Below are 18,329 nucleotides of genomic sequence, written 5' to 3' on the forward strand. Positions count from 1 at the left end.
AGCCGGGTAGGCGGCTCGCGACTGACTATAGCTACTCCTCCATGGGGATGCGCACGCCGCGTTCCGCAGCGACGTCGGCTGCACGCTCGTAGCCGGCGTCAACGTGACGGATGACGCCCATCCCCGGGTCGTTGGTGAGCGCTCGCTCCAGCTTCTCGGCTGCGAGCACCGTGCCGTCAGCAACCGAGACTTGCCCGGCGTGGATGGACCGGCCAATACCGACGCCGCCACCATGGTGGATGGACACCCAGGTGGCACCCGAGGAGGTATTGAGGAGGGCGTTGAGCAACGGCCAGTCGGCCACGGCGTCGGACCCATCGGCCATCGCCTCGGTCTCCCGGTACGGCGACGCGACCGATCCGGAGTCCAGATGGTCGCGCCCGATCACTATCGGGGCTGACACCTTGCCCTCGGCTACCAACTGGTTGAACATGAGACCAGCCTTGGCACGATCCCCATACCCGAGCCAGCAGATTCGTGCGGGAAGACCCTCGAACTCCACCAGGTCGCCTGCCGCGTCAAGCCAGCGGTGCAGGTGCTCATTCTCGGGGAATAGCTCCTTCAGCGCTGCATCGGTGACGGCAATGTCGGCCGGATCACCCGAGAGGGCCACCCAGCGGAACGGGCCCATGCCCTCGCAGAACAGCGGCCGGATATAGGCGGGGACAAAGCCGGGAAATTCGAAGGCCCGGGCATATCCGCCCTGACGGGCTTCGTCACGGATTGAGTTGCCGTAGTCGAAAACCTCGGCACCGGCGTCCTGGAAGCCCACCATGGCCTCCACGTGATGAGCCATCGAGGTCTGTGCCTTTTTGGTAAACCCGTCAGGATCGCCCTTCGCCTCCCGATCCCATTCCTCGACCGAGACGCCCTCGGGCAGGTAGCTCAGCGGATCGTGCGCCGACGTCTGGTCGGTCACGATATCGATGGTGAGTTGCCCAGCGAGATGGCGGCGCAGCAGTTCGGGGAAGATCTCCGCTGCGTTCCCGACGACGCCGACAGACAGTGCCCGCTTGTCTTCCTTGGCGGCCAGCACCTGGCGCAGGCCATCCTCAAGATCGGTGGCGACGACGTCGAGGTAACGTTTGGCTGCGCGGCGCTCCAGCCGGGAACGGTCGACGTCGACAATCAGCACTGCACCACCATTCAGCGTGACGGCGAGCGGTTGGGCACCTCCCATGCCACCGCACCCGGCGGTCAGGGTCAGCGTTCCGGCCAAGGATGCAGTGGCTGAGTTGTTGAGTTTGCGGGCGATCGCGGCGAACGTCTCGTAGGTGCCCTGCAGGATCCCCTGCGTGCCGATGTAAATCCACGACCCGGCAGTCATCTGCCCGTACATCATCAGGCCCTCGGCTTCGAGCTTCCGGAATTCTGGCCACGTGGCCCAATCACCCACCAGATTGGAGTTGGCTAGGAGCACCCGGGGCGCCCACGTGTGGGTGCGGAAGATGCCTACGGGCTTCCCCGACTGCACGAGCAGCGTCTCGTCGTCCTCGAGGTCCTCGAGCGAGCGGACGATGGCGTCGTAGGCTTCCCAGCTGCGCGCGGCACGGCCGGTGCCGCCGTACACCACCAGGTCTTCGGGGCGTTCAGCGACCTCGGGGTCGAGGTTGTTCATGAGCATCCGCAGCGGCGCCTCCGTCTGCCAACTCTTGGCGGTGAGGGTGGTGCCGCGAGCGGCACGGATGGATCGGGTGGGGTCGTGCTGGGTGAATGAAGTGCTCATGCTGATTCTCCAATGGTCGTGATGTTCCCCTGGGTGGTGTGTGTCTGATCGGTGGTGGTGTTGAGGATGCCGAGGGCTTCGGTGGAGACCAGTTGGCCCAGGGTTTCAGCCTGGCTCTCACTGATGCGATAGCTTGGCACCACAACGCTCAGCGAGGCAGCAATGCGGTCCCCAATCATGACCGGAGCTGCAACAGCCGTGACATCGGGTTCAATGCCGTTGCGGACCACCACGTAACCGCAGGCGGGTGCCTCACCCACGAGCACCCTGCCGGCGGCTGTGCCGCTCAGGGGAATACGGCGACCCACCCAGCTGGTGTGCCTGACTGAGTGAGTGCCCTCGCGGACAGCTAGGTAGATGCCGTAGCCGTCGTCGGCGGGAACGTTGAGGTAGGCGGACTCCCCTGTCTCGCCCACCAGACGGTCCAAAGCGGCGCCTGCCAGCGAAACCAGCGACTCATGGCTGAGTGCCTGGGCACCGAGTTGGACGATCCGCATCCCGGGTCGGTAGCCGTCGTCGTCCTTGCGGACGAAACCGGTGGCTTCGAGGGTACGCAGCAGGCGCAGGGCGGTGGAGGCCGACAGGGATGCGTCGCGGGCGGCGTCGGCCAGACTGACGGATCCCCTGTCACACACGGCACCGAGCAGGAGCAAAGCGCGTTCAACGGTGCGGGTCGATGCGTCAGCCATTCGAGCGTCTCCTTCAGCTGTGAGTCTTGCATTGAAGGACATAATGCATTTCACTTATTGAAACGCTCTTTTCATTCATTGGCAAGACTCTTGTGAAAGCAGGTCCTCAGGTGGGCAGCACTCGAACCGTCACCGTGGGCGTCGGCGCCCTCACACCCGACGACGTTGTTGCAGTGGCACGGTGCGGCGCCACGGTGACCATCCGCCAGGAATCAGTCGTCGCGATGAAGGCCTCCCGGCAGGTGATCGAGGACCTGGTGAACGATCCGATGCCCCACTACGGCGTCTCCACAGGCTTTGGTGCGCTGGCAACGACTCATATCCCGGTGGCGCAACGCACCCAGCTGCAACGGAGCCTGATCCGCAGCCACGCTGCCTCGTCGGGTGCCGAAGTGGACCGTGAGGTGGTTCGAGGGTTGATGCTCGGCCGGCTGTCGACAATGGCCACCGGCCGCACAGGCGTCCGCCCCCTGGTAGCCCAGACCTACGCCGACCTCCTCAACGCGGGCGTTACGCCCATCATCGGCGAGTACGGTTCGCTGGGCTGCTCGGGCGATCTGGCGCCACTGTCACACATCGCGCTCGCGTTGATGGGTGAGGGTGACGTGCGCGACGGCGACGGCGTCCTCATGCCCGCCGGTGAGGCGCTGGCCGCCGCTGGCATCACCCCGGTGGAGCTCCGTGAGAAGGAGGGGCTCGCACTGATCAACGGCACCGACGGCATCCTCGGCATGCTGATCCTGGCCTCGGCGGATCTGCACCGTCTACTGCTGACCGCTGACCTCTCCGCCGCCATGAGCGTTGAGGGACTGCTCGGCACTGACAGTGTTTTCGCCGCAGACATCCACGCACTCCGCCCGCATCCGGGCCAAATCTCCTCGGCGGCGAACATCCGCCGTCTGCTCGACGGATCACCGCTGATCCAGCAGCACTCAGCCAGCGAACTCAGTGAACACCGCAGCACTCGGGTACAGGACGCCTATTCCCTGAGGTGTGCCCCCCAGGTCCATGGGGCAGCGCGGTCCACGCTCACCTACGTGGAGTCTGTCGCAGCAATCGAGCTGGGGTCAGCCATCGACAACCCCGTGGTGACCATCGACGGCCGGGTGGAGTCCAACGGCAATTTCCACGGCGCCCCGGTGGGCTACGCGCTGGACTTCCTGGCCATCGCCGTCGCCGACGTAGCGTCAATGAGTGAGCGCCGCACCGACCGTTTCCTTGACAAGGCCCGCAGCCACGGCCTCAACCCCTTCCTGGCCCACGACCCGGGAGTCGATTCGGGTCACATGATCGCCCAGTACACGCAGGCGGGGATCGTGTCCGAGCTTAAGCGGCTTGCGAATCCCGCATCGGTGGATTCCATCCCGTCCTCGGCGATGCAGGAGGACCACGTCTCCATGGGCTGGTCGGCAGGTCTTAAGCTTCGGCGCGCGCTGGACGGGCTGACCCGCGTGCTGGCCATCGAAGTCCTGACCGCCGCCCGGGCACTTGACATGCGCGACGGCGGTCTGGCCACCTCACGCAGCGCGGCCCCCCTCCGCGCGGTGCGGGAGGTAGTCCGGACGGTAGTGGACGGCCCGGGCGCCGACCGCTACCTGGCGCCAGAAATTGAGGCCGTGCGGGTGCTCGTTGACAACGGATCGCTCCTGACCGCGGCGCAGGACGCGCTGGGCGACGAACTGGACTAGGGATCGGCTATCGTGTGGTCCGGCGGCTGCCGCCGTGCCAATCTTCCTGCACCCCTGCCTCCTCGGCCGGGACTCCCAGTGCGGGAAGCTGGGGACGTTCTCTGAGGCTGCGCTTCAGCTCGGCGAACCCCGCGAAGCCGGCCAACCCGACTACGTGGTCCCATAACTGCACTGCCTCCCCGTCGCTGGGGAGCCTGCTGATAACCGGACCGAAGAACGCCACCCCGGTTGGCGGTTCGAAATGGATGATCGGGGTGCCAACATCCCTGCCGGTGAGGGCCAATGCCTCATCGCTTTCCGACTGGATGACCTCATCGAGTGCCGGGTCATCCAGGGCAGCGGTCAGTTCGGCGGGCAGTCCCGCGCTGGCGAGAATCAGTTCAGCAAAGTCACGGGTGCCGCGGCGGTCCAGCGCAGGATCACCGTCGTCCGCAACCGGTGCCGATTCGAAGATGTGCTCACCGCACGCTGCATAAAACGCTCCCACAGCCGCTGGCCCGTGCTCGGCGCGGATGCGGGCGGCAACCCTCAGCAACCGCAATCCCGCGGTATGCCCGGCCTCGTATTCCGGCGGGAAGTGCGAGGCATAGTCAATGTGCGAGTTGATCAGCCGGAGCGAGATGAATCTCCACTCCACCGCGTAGTTCCGCTGTCCCATCACCTGGCGGACCCACTTACTGGTCATCCAGGCGAAGGGGCAGACGGGGTCAAAATAGAAGTTGATGTCGGCGTCGCTCACATCCCAACGCTAAATCGCCTCAGCACCCGGGTCAACCGTCAGGTCTTCCAGCGCACCGTGTGCCGATGCTCCGGGGTCAGCTCCGTGCTGCACTTACCAGCGGTGGGCTACATCGATAACCAGCCTGGAGGCAGTGCCTGGACCGTCAAGGGTGAACACCCTGAAGGGCAGGCGTGCCCGGACGCCAACCCCAAAGGTTGACTGGCCCTCGAAGCTGCCGGCAGAAGCCAGTTGACGGAAGGTGGTGTACCCGGCGAGGTTGACCAGTTCCTTGGGGTTGGCAGGATTGTAGGTGGCGTTGCCGAACCTGTCGTAGCTCGGAGCCTTCACAATCACCAGGAGGAAGGCGCCGCCGCGGAGCGGAATTATCTGGCCTGATTCGTCGGCCCTGACCGCGCTGACGTACTCCACCCGGTAGCCGGCCCCCTTCCCGCGAATGTCGACGACCATCCGGTCGAAGCAGGGATGTTCCCCTGCCCGCACGTTTGTCACCGGAGCGCTCGTCATGGACGAGTTGACCTTAACCAGAGATCCCCACGTTATCCCGCAATACGGCGCCGCTGCGGCGGAGCCTGGGACTACCAGTCCCAGGCCAAGCACCAGCAAGAATGCTGCCAGCAGCGCCCCTATCTTTTTCATCATGCACCCCTCAAGGGTTGTGGAATTGATAGGTACATGATGTTGCGGCTCGAGGTCTAAGAATCTGGTCAAACCAACTCTGGAGCCGAACCGTTACTGGCCTTAACGCGATACTCCGGTGAAGGGAGATGATGACTCACCGCGCACGTTGCTAGCCTTGGATATTCCAGCCAAAGGAGAACAACTCATGAGTGTTACCCCCGTCCGGAAGCCCAAGCCGCAGACCATTTTGACCGTTCAGAGCACCAAGTGGATCACCCCGGCCATGGTGCGGGTGGTGGCTGGCGGTGACGGCTTCAATGCGTTCGGCAGCAATAACTTTACTGACCGGTACGTGAAGATCCACTTCGCTAAACCAGAACTGGGGCTGGTGCCGCCCTACAACCATGAGGCGCTCCGCGAGACCCTCGACCCCGCCGACCTCCCAGTGACCAGGACCTACACCCTGCGCTGGGTCGACTACCCCGCGCAGCGTCTGGCCATTGACTTCGTCGTGCATGGCGACGAAGGCCTCGCCGGACCGTGGGCTGCCTCCGCGCAACCGGGCGACACCCTGGTGGTGACGGGTCCCGGCGGCGGGTACACACCTGACGAGAGCGCCGACTGGCACCTGTTCGCCGCGGACGAATCGGCACTGCCTGCGGTGGCTTCGGCTCTTGAAGCGCTCGACGACGACGCCGTTGGGCTGGCTGTCCTGGAGGTGGAAACCGAATCGGACCGCCACGATCTGGTCGCTCCGCCTGGTGTTGAACTCGTGTGGTTGTACCGTCGCGGGGGCTCCGCGGGGACCCTGCTCGCCACCGCCGTTCAGCAGGCTCAATGGCGCAACGGCCGGGTGCAGGTCTTTGCCCACGGTGAACGGGAGGCGATGAAGCGGCTCCGCGACGTCTTCTTCACGGAGCGCGGTCTGGAGCGCGCTCAGGTGTCACTCTCCGGCTATTGGGCCCAGGGTCGCACCGAGGACCGCTTTCAGGCCGAAAAGAAGGAGCCCGTCGGGAAAATCCTCGACTAGATCCGTTGATATGTACCGAACCGCCCAGGTAGTGGGGGCCGTGGTCGCCATTAACCGGCGTGTCGCGGCAGGACACGCGGTTGTGGGCCGAGAACCTGGGCAAACCCTGCACGCCGGCGGGCTAGCGGCTGGCCAATTAGCCGGCGGGAAGTCGCTGGGGACGGGGTGTGCGCTGCAGCCAGCCCATGACCGGCTCGACGACGCGGGCTGCGACCGGCCCGAACACTGCCGTCAGCAGAACATAGGCGGTCGCCAGCGCGGCGAGCTCCCCGGTCACCGCCCCCGATGCCACCGCCAGCCCAGCGATAACTATTGAAAACTCGCCGCGGGCAATCAACGCAACCCCGGCCCGCGCTCGGCCCAGCCGCCCAACTCCGTGCCGTCGCGCGGCCCACCAGCCTGTCGCGATCTTGGTGATAGCCGTGATGAGGGCGAGGAGGACGGCGAAACCCAGCACTGGTGGAATGGTTGCCGGATCAGTGTTTAGGCCAAACACGACGAAGAAGATTGCCGCAAAAAGGTCACGCAGGGGTTCGAGGATGCGGGTGGCGGTGGTGGCTGTCGCACCGGAAATCGCTATGCCAAGCAGGAACGCGCCGACAGCCGCCGACACCTGCATCGCGGCGGCGACGCCGGCCACCAGCAGGGCAGCGCCGAGCACAGTCAGCAGGAAGACCTCGCGGTCCTTGCTGTCCACCACCGCCGAAACCACAGTGCCGAACCGCAGGGCAATGATCAGCACCACTGTGACGACGACGAGCGAGATTCCCACCGCCTGCAGCCCGCCGACAAAGCTGGCCCCTGCCAGAACCGTGGTCAGGATCGGCAGGTACACGGCCATCGCCAGGTCTTCGAACACCAGCAGGGACAGGACAACTGGCGTTTCCCGGTTACCCAGCCGCCCCAGGTCAGTCAGGACCTTTGCCACAATTCCCGACGACGAAATGTAGGTCACTCCGCCCATCACCATGGCCCCCACGGGACCCCACCCCAGCAGAAGGGCGACGACGGCGCCCGGCGTGAAGTTCAGGACAATGTCCAGGACGCCAGCGAGCCAGGATTGCCGCAGGCCAGTGACCAGCTCCTTCGCTGTGTATTCGAGCCCCAGCATGAGCAGCAGTAGGATCACACCTATCTCGCTGGCAATCTCGCTGAACTGGTCAAGTCCGTCGAGCTCGATCAGTCCGCCGTGCCCAAAAAAAAGGCCCCCGAGAAGGTAGAGCGGGATTGGCGAGAGGCCGATTCGGCCGGCAAGACGCCCAAGGATACCGAGGCAGAAGAACACGGCCCCGAGTTCAATCAGTGTCAGTGCGCTGTCTGGCTCCAAGCCGGTCTCAGCCGCCGCTAAGGATGTCGGCGGCGGCGTCCAGGCCCTCCGCCGTTCCCACGACAATTAGGAGGTCTCCTGCGAGCAGGATGAAATCCGGCGATGGTGACGGTTCCACCTTGCCTTCACGCATCGCTGCCACTACCGAGGTCCCGGTGCGGGTCCTCATCAGGGTGTCGCCCAGCCGGTAGCCATCGAAGGGTGAACCACCCGCCACCAGGAACTGGCGGGTGTTGACTCCCGGCAGGTCACGGTGTTCCTCGGTCAGCTGTGCCACCAGTTGGTGGGCGCCGAGGAGATTGCCCAGGGTGGCTGCCTCATCGGCAGTCAGGGGGATGGACACCAGGCAGGCATCCGGATCATCCTGTCGGGAAATAATGAGCGCGGTCTCGCCATCGCGCTGGGTGACAGTCCCGATGCGGCGCCCTGAGGATGTCACAATGTCTTTGCGCATGCCGATGCCAGGCAACGGCGTCTTATCGACCTTCATGGCCCAATCCTAGACCCGCAGCGGCGCAGTGGCGGTCCGGAGCGACGGCGCCGTCGGCCAGGTTCGCTGACAGCCGACGACGGCACCTACCGGGCTCCACGGTGGTCTTGGTGGGGCGCGTCGTTGCGACGGTGTCAGCGCCGGGGCCCCTGAGGTCTGGCTCAGGATAAATGACCCTCGCGATCGGCACGGCGGCGCGGATGCGGCCCTCGGCGTCGTTAAGCTCCTGGGCGATCTGGGCTCCCGACTGAGAATTTCGCGGCTACCAGCAGTTCCTCTGGTCCGAGGTGGAGTGTCTTGAGGTGGATGATCCGGGTATCGCCATCCGAGTACCGCCACTGGCAGCCATGGTGTGTTTCCGTTCATCGTGGTGGGCTCCGAGGCGCCATCCATACGAAAGTGCCCAAAGGTAAGTTACCCGCTCCGGGCCCTAAACGTGTACTGCACTCTGGTTAATCTGCCGGCGTCCTAACGGGTGGGACGCAGCGCTTCGGCCAGCAATGGGGTGCCCGTCACCTGGTTCAGCAGCAGTGCAGCCGCCAGCTCGGCAATCCCGGATGAGGTCTGGAAACCGTACCCGCCCTGACCCGCCAGCCAGAAAAAGCCGGCTGCCTCCGGGTCGAAGCCGACCACCGGAAGCCCGGCTTTGGTGGAAGTGCGCAGCCCGGTCCAGGCCCGGTCCACGGCGGTGATCCCCAGCGTGGTGGCCTCGTTTAGCCGTCGCACCAAAGCGTCCAGGTCGGCGGTGAGCGGTTGGGCGTCTTCGGGAGCGCTCGGTACTGACTCACACGGCGAGATCAGCAGGCCGGCTCCTTCGCTGCGGAAGTAGAAACTGTCGTCGGCTGCGGCGACCATCGGTGTTCCCGGTGCCAGCTCCCCAGTCATTTGCACCACTGCCGCAGTCCGTCGGTAGGGCCGCAAACCCTGAATTTCCACTCCAGAGATCACCGCAAGTTCATCGGCCCACGCCCCGGCAGCGTTCACCACGACTCCGGCGTGAATAGCGTGGGCCCCAGCCCCGACGTTCCATCCGTTTCGCAGCTGTTGAGCAGAGTGAACTTTGGCCCCGGTAAGGATGGTGACGCCGGCGTCGAGCGCTGCACGCCGATGGTAAGCAATCAGTGCATCGGTGTTCAGTGCGACGGAGGTGTGGTCGATGCCCGCGGCGGCGAACGTTTCGGGCCGGAGGTAGCGGCAGAGGGACAGTGCCTCCGCCGGACTGATTGCGGTCATCGCGCCGCTGGAGCGTTCAGCCAAGTCCTGCTGCGATCCGATCAGCATGAAGCTGCGCTGGGTGAGGAGCTGGAGGCCATGTTCCCGTTCGGCGGCGCGCAGCAGATCGAGGGTCCGCACTGTCAACTGCCGTACTTCGGGTGGCCCGTAACTGGGGATGAGTTGCCGGGCCGATCGGGACGATGCGTGGTAGGCGAGATCCTGCTCGGCTTCGGCAAGTACCACCGTGCAGCGTCCAGCCAACCGCGAGGCGAGGGACAACCCGGCGATGCCGCCACCCACTATGAGTACGTCAGCGTTCAGTGCCATGCCAGCAGCCTACCCGGTGAGCAATCAGGATTGAGCTGGCCCGCGCACCAGGATTGGAGTGCTGGCTAGGCAGCGGCGTCGTCGCGGGCACCGATGAAGGCTCTCACGCAGGCTTCAATGTCCTCGGCGCTGTGGGCTGCTGAAAGCTGAACCCGGATCCTGGCGGCACCGCGGGGCACAACAGGGAAGCTGAAGGCTGTCACAAACACGCCGCGCGCCAGCATGGCGTCCGCGGCCCTGGCTGCCTCCGCCGCGTCGCCGAACATCACAGGGATGATCGCGTGCTCCCCATCAAGCAGCTCGAAGCCTTCCTCGGTCATGCGGCGACGAAAGAGTCCCGAATTCTGCTCGAGTTTCGCCCGCAGGTCGGCGCTGTCCTGCACCAGATCCAGGGCTGTGAGGGTCGCGGCAACGATCGACGGCGCCAGGGAGTTGGAGAACAGGTAAGGGCGGGCGCGCTGGCGCAGCAGAGCCACAATTTCGGCGTGCGCGGCGACGTAACCGCCCGATGCCCCACCGAGCGCCTTACCGAACGTACCGGTGTAGATGTCGATCCGGCTGGATACACCGGCGTGCTCTGGTGTGCCAGCACCGCTCTCCCCCATGAAGCCGACGGCGTGCGAGTCGTCCACCATGACCATCGCTCCGTACTGTTCGGCGAGATCGCAGATCGCTTCCAGGGGAGCGAGGTACCCGTCCATCGAGAACACCCCGTCGGTGACGATCAGGGTGCGGCGGGCTCCCGCAGCTTCCTTGAGCTTCGCTTCCAGATCGGCCATGTCACGGTTGGCGTACCGGTACCGCTGGGCCTTGGACAGCCGGATGCCGTCGATGATTGACGCGTGATTCAAGGCGTCAGAAATCACTGCGTCTTCGGCGGTGAGGAGGGATTCGAACACCCCACCGTTCGCGTCGAAACAGGATGAAAACAGGATTGTGTCCTCGGTGCCGAGGAACTGGGACACTCGCGCTTCAAGCTCCAGATGGAGGTCCTGGGTGCCACAGATGAACCTGACCGAGGCCATGCCGAACCCACGGTCGTCGAGCGCCTGCTTGGCTGCTGCGATGATGTCGGGGTGGTCGGCCAGCCCAAGATAGTTGTTGGCGCAAAAGTTCAACACCCGTTGAGGGGCGCCGTCGAGGGTAGCCGCCTGGATATGGTTGGACTGCGGGGAGGAGATCCGCCGTTCGTTCTTGAACAGGCCTGCGCTGCGGATTCCCTCCAGTTCTTCGGTCAGCTGATCCTGAATGCTCGTGTACATGATGCCCCTTAGAATCCGGTCCAGTCGAGGACCACTTTACCGCTGGCCCCGTTGCGTGCTGTGTGAAAACCCTTTTCCCACTGCGCTGCGGGCAGCGCATCGGTCACGACGCTTGAGATCGCCTGCTGCAGAACGGGGTTGGACTGCAGCATGGCGCTCATGGCGTACCAGGTTTCGAACATTTCGCGGCCGTAGATGCCCTTGAGGGTGAGCATGTGGGTGACCACTTTGGCCCAGTCGATGGTGATGTCGGCCGACGGCAGACCGAGCATCGCAATCCTGCCGCCGTGGTTCATGTTGTCAATCATTTCCGGCAAGGCTGTTGGATGACCTGACATCTCCATGCCGACGTCGAACCCTTCCCGCATCCCCAGCTGCCGCTGGGCGTCCGCAATCCGGGTGGTGCCGACGTTCACCGCCAGGTCAGCACCGACGGTAAGTGCCAGGTCCAGGCGCGGCTGGGAGACGTCGCTAACGGCGATGTAGCGGGCCCCAGCGTGGCGGGCGACGGCGGCTGCCATCAGTCCGATCGGGCCGGCACCGGTGATCAGCACGTCCTCGCCGACGAGGGGGAAACTGAGCGCTGTGTGCACTGCGTTGCCGAACGGGTCAAAGACGGCGCCCAGCTTGGGGGTGATGCCGGCCGGATGGACCCAGACGTTGGGTTCGGGGATCACCACAAACTCGGCGAAAGCGCCGTCGCGCTGCACTCCGACGCTGGCGGTCCTGATGCACATCTGACGGCGGCCAGCACGGCAGTTGCGGCAGGTGCCGCAGACAATGTGCCCCTCGCCGGAGACCCGGTCACCCACCTTCACGTCCCGGACCCCTGCACCGAGTTCCACCACTTCGCCGTAGAACTCGTGACCGGGAATGAGGGGGGCGCTAATAGTGCTGGCTGCCCACTGGTCCCAGGACTCGATATGAAGGTCAGTGCCGCAGATCCCGGTGGTCATCACGCGGATCTTGACGTCGCCGAGGCCTGGCGTGGGTTCGGGCCGGTCGACCAGTTCGAAACCGGGGTGCGGCCCGGACTTGTAAAGCGCCTTCACTGCTGGAGTTTCCTTCCACCCGCACGCGGTAGGTCAGCGTGGTACGCCCCTGCGCGTGCAGTTCATCCTGAGGAGTGCTGTAGCACCATCGCCAGCGTATCAGCAGTGTTGCCTCACGCCTGGGGGCTAGGCCTCGTCCTGAAGCGCCACGCACATCACTGACGCATCATCTGCCGATTCACCGATTTCTCGCTGGGTGATCCGCAGGGTGAGCAGCAACTCCTGTGCACCTTCAGGGGTGCTGACTGCATCGAGGAACGCCTCAGGCCCCGCAACGAGACCGAGGTCGATCGCCCGCCACGCCCCGTCCGAGGCCAGCGCCACCGAATGCGCGTGGCCCAACCGCACCAGCCGAGCCCGTTCCGCCGCTTCGGGCTCCCGCCGGGCCACCCAGACGCCATGGTCGGTATTGCGGTCCCGCCGAGCCTGCTCATGGTCTGCCCTAGTACCGGTGGGCTCGCTGATCGGAACTCCGACGTGCAGTGAGCTCCCGTCGAGCAGTCTCGCGACGACATGGCAATCGGCGAGGCTGAGCACCTGGACGCCGTCGTCGGCGGCGGTCACGAGGGAAACCGCAGCGCTGGGGAACCTGTGCGACCGCCCGCCGACCAGCCGTTGCCCTAACTCGTCAACCGTGGCCAACGCCGCAGCGAGGACAGCACGCGGGTCTGCGGATCCGGCGCTCTCGGCCAGGGCAAGGTTCAGGACCTGCGCGTACCAGGAAGGGTTGGAGGCGCCCGGGAGATCGATCTCCTCGAGGAGGGAAGTGGCGCCGTCGATCATCCAGGCGGCGTTGCCCCGATACCCGCAGGCATCTTCCATGATGTGGTTGTCGCCCTCGGACTGGACGCGGGACAGGTGGGTCCACTGCGTCATATTAGCGCGCACCCTTGTGATCGAGAGTCACGCCGTCAACCCGGGTTCCTTGATCAACCAGCACCGAGTCCAGCACCTGGTGACCCATTGACCGGAACGTGGGGTCATCGTCGGAGTTGGCCGCCAGCGCTGCGCCGATGCACAGCGCCCAGCCCCGGGCCCGCTGCCAGGTGGCGTCGGAGGTGGCGCGCTGGGCGTTGATCCGGTTCTGGAACGCCCTGCGGCCCTGCGTCTCGAAGATCAGCCAGGCCGCCGCCAAATCGGTGGCAGGGTCGCCGCTGGTCAGGTCGCCGAAGTCCAGCACTGCCCGGAGCTCGCCACCGGACCCGAGTAGGAGATTTGCCGCGTGAAGGTCCCCATGCAGCCAGAGGGCGGGCCCATCCCAGGCCGGTAGGTCGCTGAGCTTCGCCCAGAGGGCCATGAGCTCAGTTGTGGGCAGGGCCAGTGCGGCGAGACGCTGCTGGACGGCACCGCCCCGACCGCTCAGGGCGCCGCCGCGGACCGGGTTGTAGGGAGCGTCCTCCGGTGCCGGCCGTTGGAAGGCCACCACGAAGTCCGCCAGGCCCTCGGCCGCGGGGGCACGGCCTGCGACTGACGTGCTGGTTGCGACTACGCCATCCGCCCACGGGGAAATGCTCCAGTGCCAAGGGTACGACGACGCCGGCACTCCCGCCCGGACCGGCGCCGACGCCAAACGCAGGGGTGACTCGTGCCACTGGACCTTCGGACCGGCGTCAGACAACAGCCGCGGGAGCCAGACCTGCTCGTTCCTTATCAACTGCGCGGCAGCCTCACGGCGCGGCAGTCGCACCGCAAGGTAGTTGCCCAGCCTGAAAATGACGTTGTCCCAGCCCTCGGCGGCAGCCTCAAGCGGCAGCCCGGCGAGGTCCGGGTGCTGTTCTTGCAGCAAGCCGCGGACCAGGTCAGGAGTGATCCGCACCTCGGCGGCCGGCCTGTTCGCCACGAGGGTCCTTTCAGAGAGAAGCGGTGAGCAACCTGGACATCTGGTAGGGAAGTGGTGCTCCATCCTGTCCAGATTGCTCACCCTAGTAGGGGGCGGGGTGTCAGCCCTCGACGCCCAGGCGCTGCAGGATCAGTTCCCGCACCCGGCCGGCGTCGGCCTGGCCGCGGGTTGCCTTCATGACACCGCCAACGATCGCACCGACCGCCTGCACCTTGCCGCCGCGGATCTTGTCAGCCACGTCCGGCTGGGCGGCCAGTGCTGCGTCGATGGCTTCCAGCAGTGGGCCGTCGTCGGACACGACTGCCAACCCGCGTGCCTCGACCACCTCGGTGGGTGTTCCTTCGCCGGCGAGGACGCCGTCGAGCACCTCGCGGGAGAGCTTGTCGTTGATCTTGCCGGATTCAATCAGCGAGTTCAGCTCCACAATCAGCTCTGGGGTGACGCCCAGCTCCGACGGCTCGACGTCGGCCACCTTTGCCCGCCGGGAGATCTCGCCCATCCACCACTTGCGGGCGACAGCTGGTTTCACCCCGGCTGCAATGGTGTCCTCGATGGAGGACATCACGCCGGCGTTGACGACGTCGCGGAACTCGGCGTCAGAATACCCCCAGTCCTGCTGCAGGCGTTTGCGGCGTTCGGCCGGTGGCTCGGGCAGTTCGGAGCGGAGCCTCTCGATCCATTCCTCGGTGGTGACGATGGGTACCAGATCGGGTTCCGGGAAGTAGCGGTAATCGTCGGCGTCGGATTTGGGGCGGCCCGAGGTCGTCGACCGGGTGTCCTCGTGCCAGTGGCGTGTTTCCTGGACAATTGCTGTTCCGGAGTCGAGCACCGCCGCATGGCGCTGGATTTCGTACCGGACCGCGTGCTCTACGGCTCGCAACGAGTTGACGTTCTTGGTCTCGGTACGGGTGCCGAACTTCTCCTGCCCCTTGGGCTTGAGGGAGACGTTCGCGTCGCAGCGGACGTTACCGCGCTCCATCCGGGCGTCGGACACGCCGAGGTTCTTCACGACTTCGCGGATCGCCGCCACGTAGGCCTTGGCGAGCTCAGGTGCGCGGGCACCTGCCCCGACAATCGGCTTGGTGACGATTTCCACCAGGGGAACCCCTGAGCGGTTGTAGTCGACCAGGGAATATTCGGCACCCTGGATCCGGCCGGTGGAGCCACCCATGTGGGTGAGCTTGCCGGCGTCCTCCTCCATGTGGGCGCGCTCGATTTCCACTCTGAACACTGTGCCGTCTGCCAGTTCAATGTCGATCGACCCGTCGTATGCGATCGGATCCTCGAACTGGGAGGTCTGGAAGTTCTTCGGGGTGTCCGGGTAGAAGTAGTTCTTCCGGGCGAAGTAGCACTTTTCGGCGATCTTGCAGCCCAGAGCCAGCCCAATCTTGATTGATGATTCGACAGCCACCCGGTTCACCACCGGCAGCACTCCGGGCAAACCGAGGTCTACGGGTGTGACGTTGGTGTTAGGGGTGTCTCCGAACGCGTTGGGAGCTGATGAGAACATCTTGGTCCGGGTGTTCAGCTCCACGTGGACCTCGAAGCCCAGCACCGGATCGTACTTCTCGAGGGCTTCCTCGAAGGTCAGAATTTCTTCGGTTGCCATGCTCATCAGTTGGTTCCTCCTGCAGTGCTAGTCTCCACGCGGTCGGCAGCTTCGGGGTTTGGCGCGGCAACTCGCAGCGCCGGGGCGCGGTCCAGCAGCGGGCCGCCCCAGCTGGCTTCAAGGAGCGATTCCAGCACCGCACCCACCCGGTACAACCGGGCATCCTCGCGGGCCGGAGCCAGCAATTGAATACCAACGGGCAGACCGTCTTCGTCAGCAAGACCACCGGGCAAGGACAGCCCCGGCACGCCTGCCATGTTGGCGGGAATGGTGGCGACGTCGTTCAGGTACATGGCCAGCGGATCGTCGAGCTTCTCCCCCAGCTTGAACGCCGTCGTCGGAGCCGTCGGGGAAATCAGGACATCTGCCTGTTTGAAGGCTGCGTCGAAGTCCCGCTGAATGAGGGTGCGAACCTTCTGCGCCGACCCATAGTAGGCGTCGTAGTAGCCGGCGCTCAGCGCATAGGTGCCGAGGATGATGCGGCGTTTGACCTCGTCGCCGAACCCTGCGGCACGCGTGGCGCCCATGACGCGTTCGATGGTGGGAGCGCCCTCTGGCACCACCCGCAGCCCGAACCGGACGCCGTCGTACTTGGCCAGGTTCGAGGATGCCTCGGAGGGCATGATCAGGTAGTAGGCGCCCAGCGCGTAGTCAAAGTTGGGGCAGGACACTTCGACGATTTGGGCACCGGCGCCGCGCAGCAGCTCCAGCGACTCACCGAAACGGGTCAGCACGCCGGCCTGGTAACCCTCGCCCTGAAGTTCCTTGATGACGCCGATGCGCATGCCCTCGACGTTGCCCAGCCGGGCGGCTTCGACCAACGCGCCGAGGGAGTCGGTGAGGGAGGTGGAATCGTTGGGGTCGTGGCCGCCGATCACCTCGTGCAACAGTGCCGAGTCAAGAACGGTCCGTGAGACGGGTCCAATCTGGTCCAGCGACGAGGCCATCGCAATGGCACCGTACCGGGAGACTCCCCCGTACGTTGGCTTCACACCGACGGTGCCGGTGACAGCTCCGGGCTGGCGGATGGAGCCTCCGGTGTCGGTGCCAAGGGCCAGCGGCGCTTCAAAGGCGGCGACGGCGGCAGCCGAGCCGCCGCCCGAACCACCCGGAATGCGATCCAGGTCCCACGGGTTGCGGGTGGGACCATATGCCGAATGCTCGGTGGAGGAGCCCATGGCGAATTCGTCCAGGTTGGTCTTGCCGAGGATGGGCATACCCGCGGCGCGGAGTCTACGAATCACCGTGGCGTCGTAGGGGCTGTGCCAGCCTTCAAGGATCTTCGACCCGGCGGTAGTCGGCTGGCCCTTGGTGACGATCAGGTCCTTGACCGCGATCGGGACGCCGGCGAGCGGGTGGAGCTTCTCGGAATTGGCGCGCGCCTTGTCGACTCCCGCGGCGACGGCGAGGGCCTCATCGGTGTTGACGTGCAGGAAGGCGTGGACGCCGTCGTCGCCGCCGTCGACAGCAGCGATCCGGTCGAGGTGGGCCTGGGTGGCTTCGACTGCCGAAACTTCTTTGGAGCCAAGTTTCTGCGCGAGCGCTGCAGCGCTGAGCCGGATGAGTTCAGTCATGGATTATTCCCCGTCCAGGATTGCTGGGACCTTGAAGCGTCCGTCGGCGTTGTCGGGGGCGCCGGAGAGGGCTTCCTCGTTGGTGAGGGTCTCGCCGACCACATCCTCACGGTAGACGTTGCTCAGCGGGATGGGGTGGCTGGTGGCGGGGATTTCGTCACCAGCCACCTCGCTTACCCGCTTGATCGAATCGACAATTACCGCAAGCTCACCGGCCATCCGGTCCAGCTCCTCGGCATTCATATCTATGTGGGCCAGCCGCGCCAGGTGCGCAACTTCCTCACGGTTGATCTCAGCCATAAATCTCCCATGGTCAATGAATTGGTGTTTGGTTCCAGTCTACGTGCGGTGCACGCCCCGGCCGATTCGAGCAGCACATGGAGAACAGGCCCGTTCAGGATCGTCGATGACCGATTCGACTGCGTCGCACACTCAGCCGTCGTGGGCCTTCCCCCTCGTCAAGCTCAGTTCCGGACCGGGGTCCAGGCAGCGTTCCAGGTAACGGTGGTGAGGTGGAGTCGTGGGTGTGCCCGGTAGGAGTGGACACCCGTAGGGTATGTCTGCTTCCTGGCCGCGAATAGGGTCCCGGGCGTGGCTGTGCTGTCCAGCCAGGGTGTTCTTTGGTGTGGTTACAGGCTTCGCAGAGTCCTGCCCCGTTGGCGATGGAGGTGGGCCCGCCCCGGTGCCAAGGAATGATGTGGTCGATGTGCCGAATCGGTGCGTCACAGTAGGGCGTGCGACAGGTGTCGTCCCGGGCAATGATGAACCGGCGTTGGGCCGGGGTGAAAAGCCTGGCCTTGGAGTCCACCGCCACTAGTGTAGCGTGTCGTTGATTCCTTTGGGGCTGATTGTTTGTCAGACTTGATTCATGGTTTATTTGGCGAGGGCATTGGAGTTGCGTGACGGGGACAAAGGTGCCCTGGAGGCGCTGACTCGTGGGAAAGCATCGACCGCGACAGTGGCTCTGCGGGCGCGGACGGTTTTGTTGGCTGCCGACGGGGTGCCGAATTTCCAGATCGAGAAGATGACAGGGTTTTCGGCGCCAACCGTTTTGAAGTGGCGCAATCGTTATGCCGAGGGCGGCATCGAGGCCTTGTCTGATGTCCAGCGCCCGGGCCGGGAGCGGGAGATCGACGAGCT

Annotated in this window: 17 protein-coding genes and 2 pseudogenes; 3 read left to right on the forward strand and 16 right to left on the reverse strand. The window is 65.0% G+C overall.

Annotated elements, in window-relative coordinates; genetic code table 11:
* Positions 1 to 31: 31 nt before the first annotated feature.
* Both hutU and Y703_RS0114885 read right to left on the reverse strand, forming a co-directional pair.
* Entirely contained in the window at positions 32 to 1,726 is a 1,695-nt protein-coding gene (gene hutU / locus Y703_RS0114880; protein WP_026553342.1) for a urocanate hydratase, read from the reverse strand.
* Positions 1,723 to 2,415: an IclR family transcriptional regulator gene (locus Y703_RS0114885; RefSeq protein ID WP_026553343.1), complete on the reverse strand. Its 693-nt coding sequence runs from the start codon at positions 2,413 to 2,415 to the stop codon at positions 1,723 to 1,725. The genes hutU and Y703_RS0114885 overlap by 4 nt, the downstream gene beginning before the upstream one ends.
* 110 nt (positions 2,416 to 2,525) lie before the next feature.
* Between Y703_RS0114885 and hutH the strand changes: the two genes are divergently transcribed.
* On the forward strand, positions 2,526 to 4,103 hold the full coding sequence (gene hutH, locus Y703_RS0114890; protein WP_026553344.1) for a histidine ammonia-lyase: 1,578 nt from the start codon (positions 2,526 to 2,528) through the stop codon (positions 4,101 to 4,103).
* A gap of 7 nt (positions 4,104 to 4,110) precedes the next feature.
* Here hutH and Y703_RS0114895 read toward each other — a convergent pair whose 3' ends face one another.
* Positions 4,111 to 4,842: a mycothiol-dependent nitroreductase Rv2466c family protein gene (locus Y703_RS0114895; protein ID WP_026553345.1), complete on the reverse strand. Its 732-nt coding sequence runs from the start codon at positions 4,840 to 4,842 to the stop codon at positions 4,111 to 4,113.
* Between the two features lie 93 nt (positions 4,843 to 4,935).
* Positions 4,936 to 5,484 carry an AMIN-like domain-containing (lipo)protein gene (locus Y703_RS0114900; protein ID WP_343212908.1) on the reverse strand — a complete coding sequence of 183 codons (549 nt, stop codon included), beginning with the start codon at positions 5,482 to 5,484 and terminating at the stop codon, positions 4,936 to 4,938.
* Positions 5,485 to 5,668: 184 nt separating this feature from the next.
* Between Y703_RS0114900 and Y703_RS0114905 the strand changes: the two genes are divergently transcribed.
* Positions 5,669 to 6,493 (forward strand): siderophore-interacting protein, encoded by an 825-nt coding sequence (locus tag Y703_RS0114905; RefSeq protein ID WP_026553347.1) that lies wholly within the window; start codon positions 5,669 to 5,671, stop codon positions 6,491 to 6,493.
* A gap of 136 nt (positions 6,494 to 6,629) precedes the next feature.
* On the opposite strand, the gene Y703_RS0114910 is transcribed toward Y703_RS0114905, so the two are convergent.
* The 12 genes and pseudogenes from Y703_RS0114910 to Y703_RS21735 all read right to left on the reverse strand — a co-directional run.
* The gene (locus tag Y703_RS0114910) at positions 6,630 to 7,820 is read right to left on the reverse strand and encodes a cation:proton antiporter (protein ID WP_026553348.1); all 1,191 of its coding nucleotides are present in this window, start codon (positions 7,818 to 7,820) and stop codon (positions 6,630 to 6,632) included.
* 7 nt (positions 7,821 to 7,827) lie between these two features.
* The gene (locus tag Y703_RS0114915) at positions 7,828 to 8,310 is read right to left on the reverse strand and encodes a cation:proton antiporter regulatory subunit (RefSeq protein ID WP_026553349.1); all 483 of its coding nucleotides are present in this window, start codon (positions 8,308 to 8,310) and stop codon (positions 7,828 to 7,830) included.
* Positions 8,311 to 8,461: 151 nt separating this feature from the next.
* A pseudogene (locus Y703_RS23220) lies at positions 8,462 to 8,636 on the reverse strand (cation transporter); the annotation flags it as partial.
* A gap of 142 nt (positions 8,637 to 8,778) precedes the next feature.
* Positions 8,779 to 9,852 (reverse strand): NAD(P)/FAD-dependent oxidoreductase, encoded by a 1,074-nt coding sequence (locus Y703_RS0114920; protein WP_026553350.1) that lies wholly within the window; start codon positions 9,850 to 9,852, stop codon positions 8,779 to 8,781.
* Positions 9,853 to 9,917: 65 nt separating this feature from the next.
* A complete protein-coding gene (locus Y703_RS0114925) occupies positions 9,918 to 11,114 on the reverse strand; it encodes a glycine C-acetyltransferase (RefSeq protein ID WP_026553351.1) in 1,197 nt (398 codons plus the stop codon).
* A gap of 8 nt (positions 11,115 to 11,122) precedes the next feature.
* Complete coding sequence (gene tdh / locus Y703_RS0114930; RefSeq protein ID WP_026553352.1) at positions 11,123 to 12,166, reverse strand: L-threonine 3-dehydrogenase; 1,044 nt, start codon at positions 12,164 to 12,166, stop codon at positions 11,123 to 11,125.
* 126 nt (positions 12,167 to 12,292) lie between these two features.
* Positions 12,293 to 13,042: a hypothetical protein gene (locus Y703_RS21050; protein ID WP_051427636.1), complete on the reverse strand. Its 750-nt coding sequence runs from the start codon at positions 13,040 to 13,042 to the stop codon at positions 12,293 to 12,295.
* Between the two features lies 1 nt (position 13,043).
* On the reverse strand, positions 13,044 to 14,006 hold the full coding sequence (locus tag Y703_RS20220; protein WP_051427637.1) for an aminoglycoside phosphotransferase family protein: 963 nt from the start codon (positions 14,004 to 14,006) through the stop codon (positions 13,044 to 13,046).
* Positions 14,007 to 14,106: 100 nt separating this feature from the next.
* A complete protein-coding gene (gene gatB / locus Y703_RS0114945) occupies positions 14,107 to 15,615 on the reverse strand; it encodes an Asp-tRNA(Asn)/Glu-tRNA(Gln) amidotransferase subunit GatB (RefSeq protein WP_026553354.1) in 1,509 nt (502 codons plus the stop codon).
* A 5-nt stretch (positions 15,616 to 15,620) separates the two neighbouring features.
* Positions 15,621 to 17,189, reverse strand: a complete 1,569-nt coding sequence (gene gatA / locus Y703_RS0114950) for an Asp-tRNA(Asn)/Glu-tRNA(Gln) amidotransferase subunit GatA (protein WP_026553355.1) — start codon at positions 17,187 to 17,189, stop codon at positions 15,621 to 15,623.
* A 3-nt stretch (positions 17,190 to 17,192) separates the two neighbouring features.
* The gene (gatC, locus tag Y703_RS0114955; RefSeq protein ID WP_026553356.1) at positions 17,193 to 17,489 is read right to left on the reverse strand and encodes an Asp-tRNA(Asn)/Glu-tRNA(Gln) amidotransferase subunit GatC; all 297 of its coding nucleotides are present in this window, start codon (positions 17,487 to 17,489) and stop codon (positions 17,193 to 17,195) included.
* A 94-nt stretch (positions 17,490 to 17,583) separates the two neighbouring features.
* Positions 17,584 to 18,006, reverse strand: a pseudogene (locus tag Y703_RS21735) (HNH endonuclease signature motif containing protein); the annotation flags it as partial.
* Between the two features lie 51 nt (positions 18,007 to 18,057).
* Between Y703_RS21735 and Y703_RS0114960 the strand changes: the two are divergent.
* On the forward strand, positions 18,058 to 18,329 hold a 272-nt coding region (locus tag Y703_RS0114960), incomplete at its 3' end, for a helix-turn-helix domain-containing protein (protein ID WP_026553357.1).

The organism is Arthrobacter sp. H20 (assembly GCF_000520515.1).
In the GTDB taxonomy this organism is placed as follows: Bacteria; Actinomycetota; Actinomycetes; order Actinomycetales; family Micrococcaceae; genus Arthrobacter_D.

Coding starts and splice junctions, on each gene's coding strand:
- hutU (WP_026553342.1), bottom strand. CDS start 1,726: ATGAGCACTTCATTCACCCAGCACGACCCCACCCGATCCATCCGTGCC.
- Y703_RS0114885 (WP_026553343.1), bottom strand. CDS start 2,415: ATGGCTGACGCATCGACCCGCACCGTTGAACGCGCTTTGCTCCTGCTC.
- Y703_RS0114900 (WP_343212908.1), bottom strand. CDS start 5,484: ATGATGAAAAAGATAGGGGCGCTGCTGGCAGCATTCTTGCTGGTGCTT.
- Y703_RS0114905 (WP_026553347.1), top strand. CDS start 5,669: ATGAGTGTTACCCCCGTCCGGAAGCCCAAGCCGCAGACCATTTTGACC.
- Y703_RS0114915 (WP_026553349.1), bottom strand. CDS start 8,310: ATGAAGGTCGATAAGACGCCGTTGCCTGGCATCGGCATGCGCAAAGAC.
- Y703_RS0114920 (WP_026553350.1), bottom strand. CDS start 9,852: ATGGCACTGAACGCTGACGTACTCATAGTGGGTGGCGGCATCGCCGGG.
- Y703_RS0114925 (WP_026553351.1), bottom strand. CDS start 11,114: ATGTACACGAGCATTCAGGATCAGCTGACCGAAGAACTGGAGGGAATC.
- Y703_RS21050 (WP_051427636.1), bottom strand. CDS start 13,042: ATGACGCAGTGGACCCACCTGTCCCGCGTCCAGTCCGAGGGCGACAAC.
- gatB (WP_026553354.1), bottom strand. CDS start 15,615: ATGGCAACCGAAGAAATTCTGACCTTCGAGGAAGCCCTCGAGAAGTAC.
- gatA (WP_026553355.1), bottom strand. CDS start 17,189: ATGACTGAACTCATCCGGCTCAGCGCTGCAGCGCTCGCGCAGAAACTT.
- gatC (WP_026553356.1), bottom strand. CDS start 17,489: ATGGCTGAGATCAACCGTGAGGAAGTTGCGCACCTGGCGCGGCTGGCC.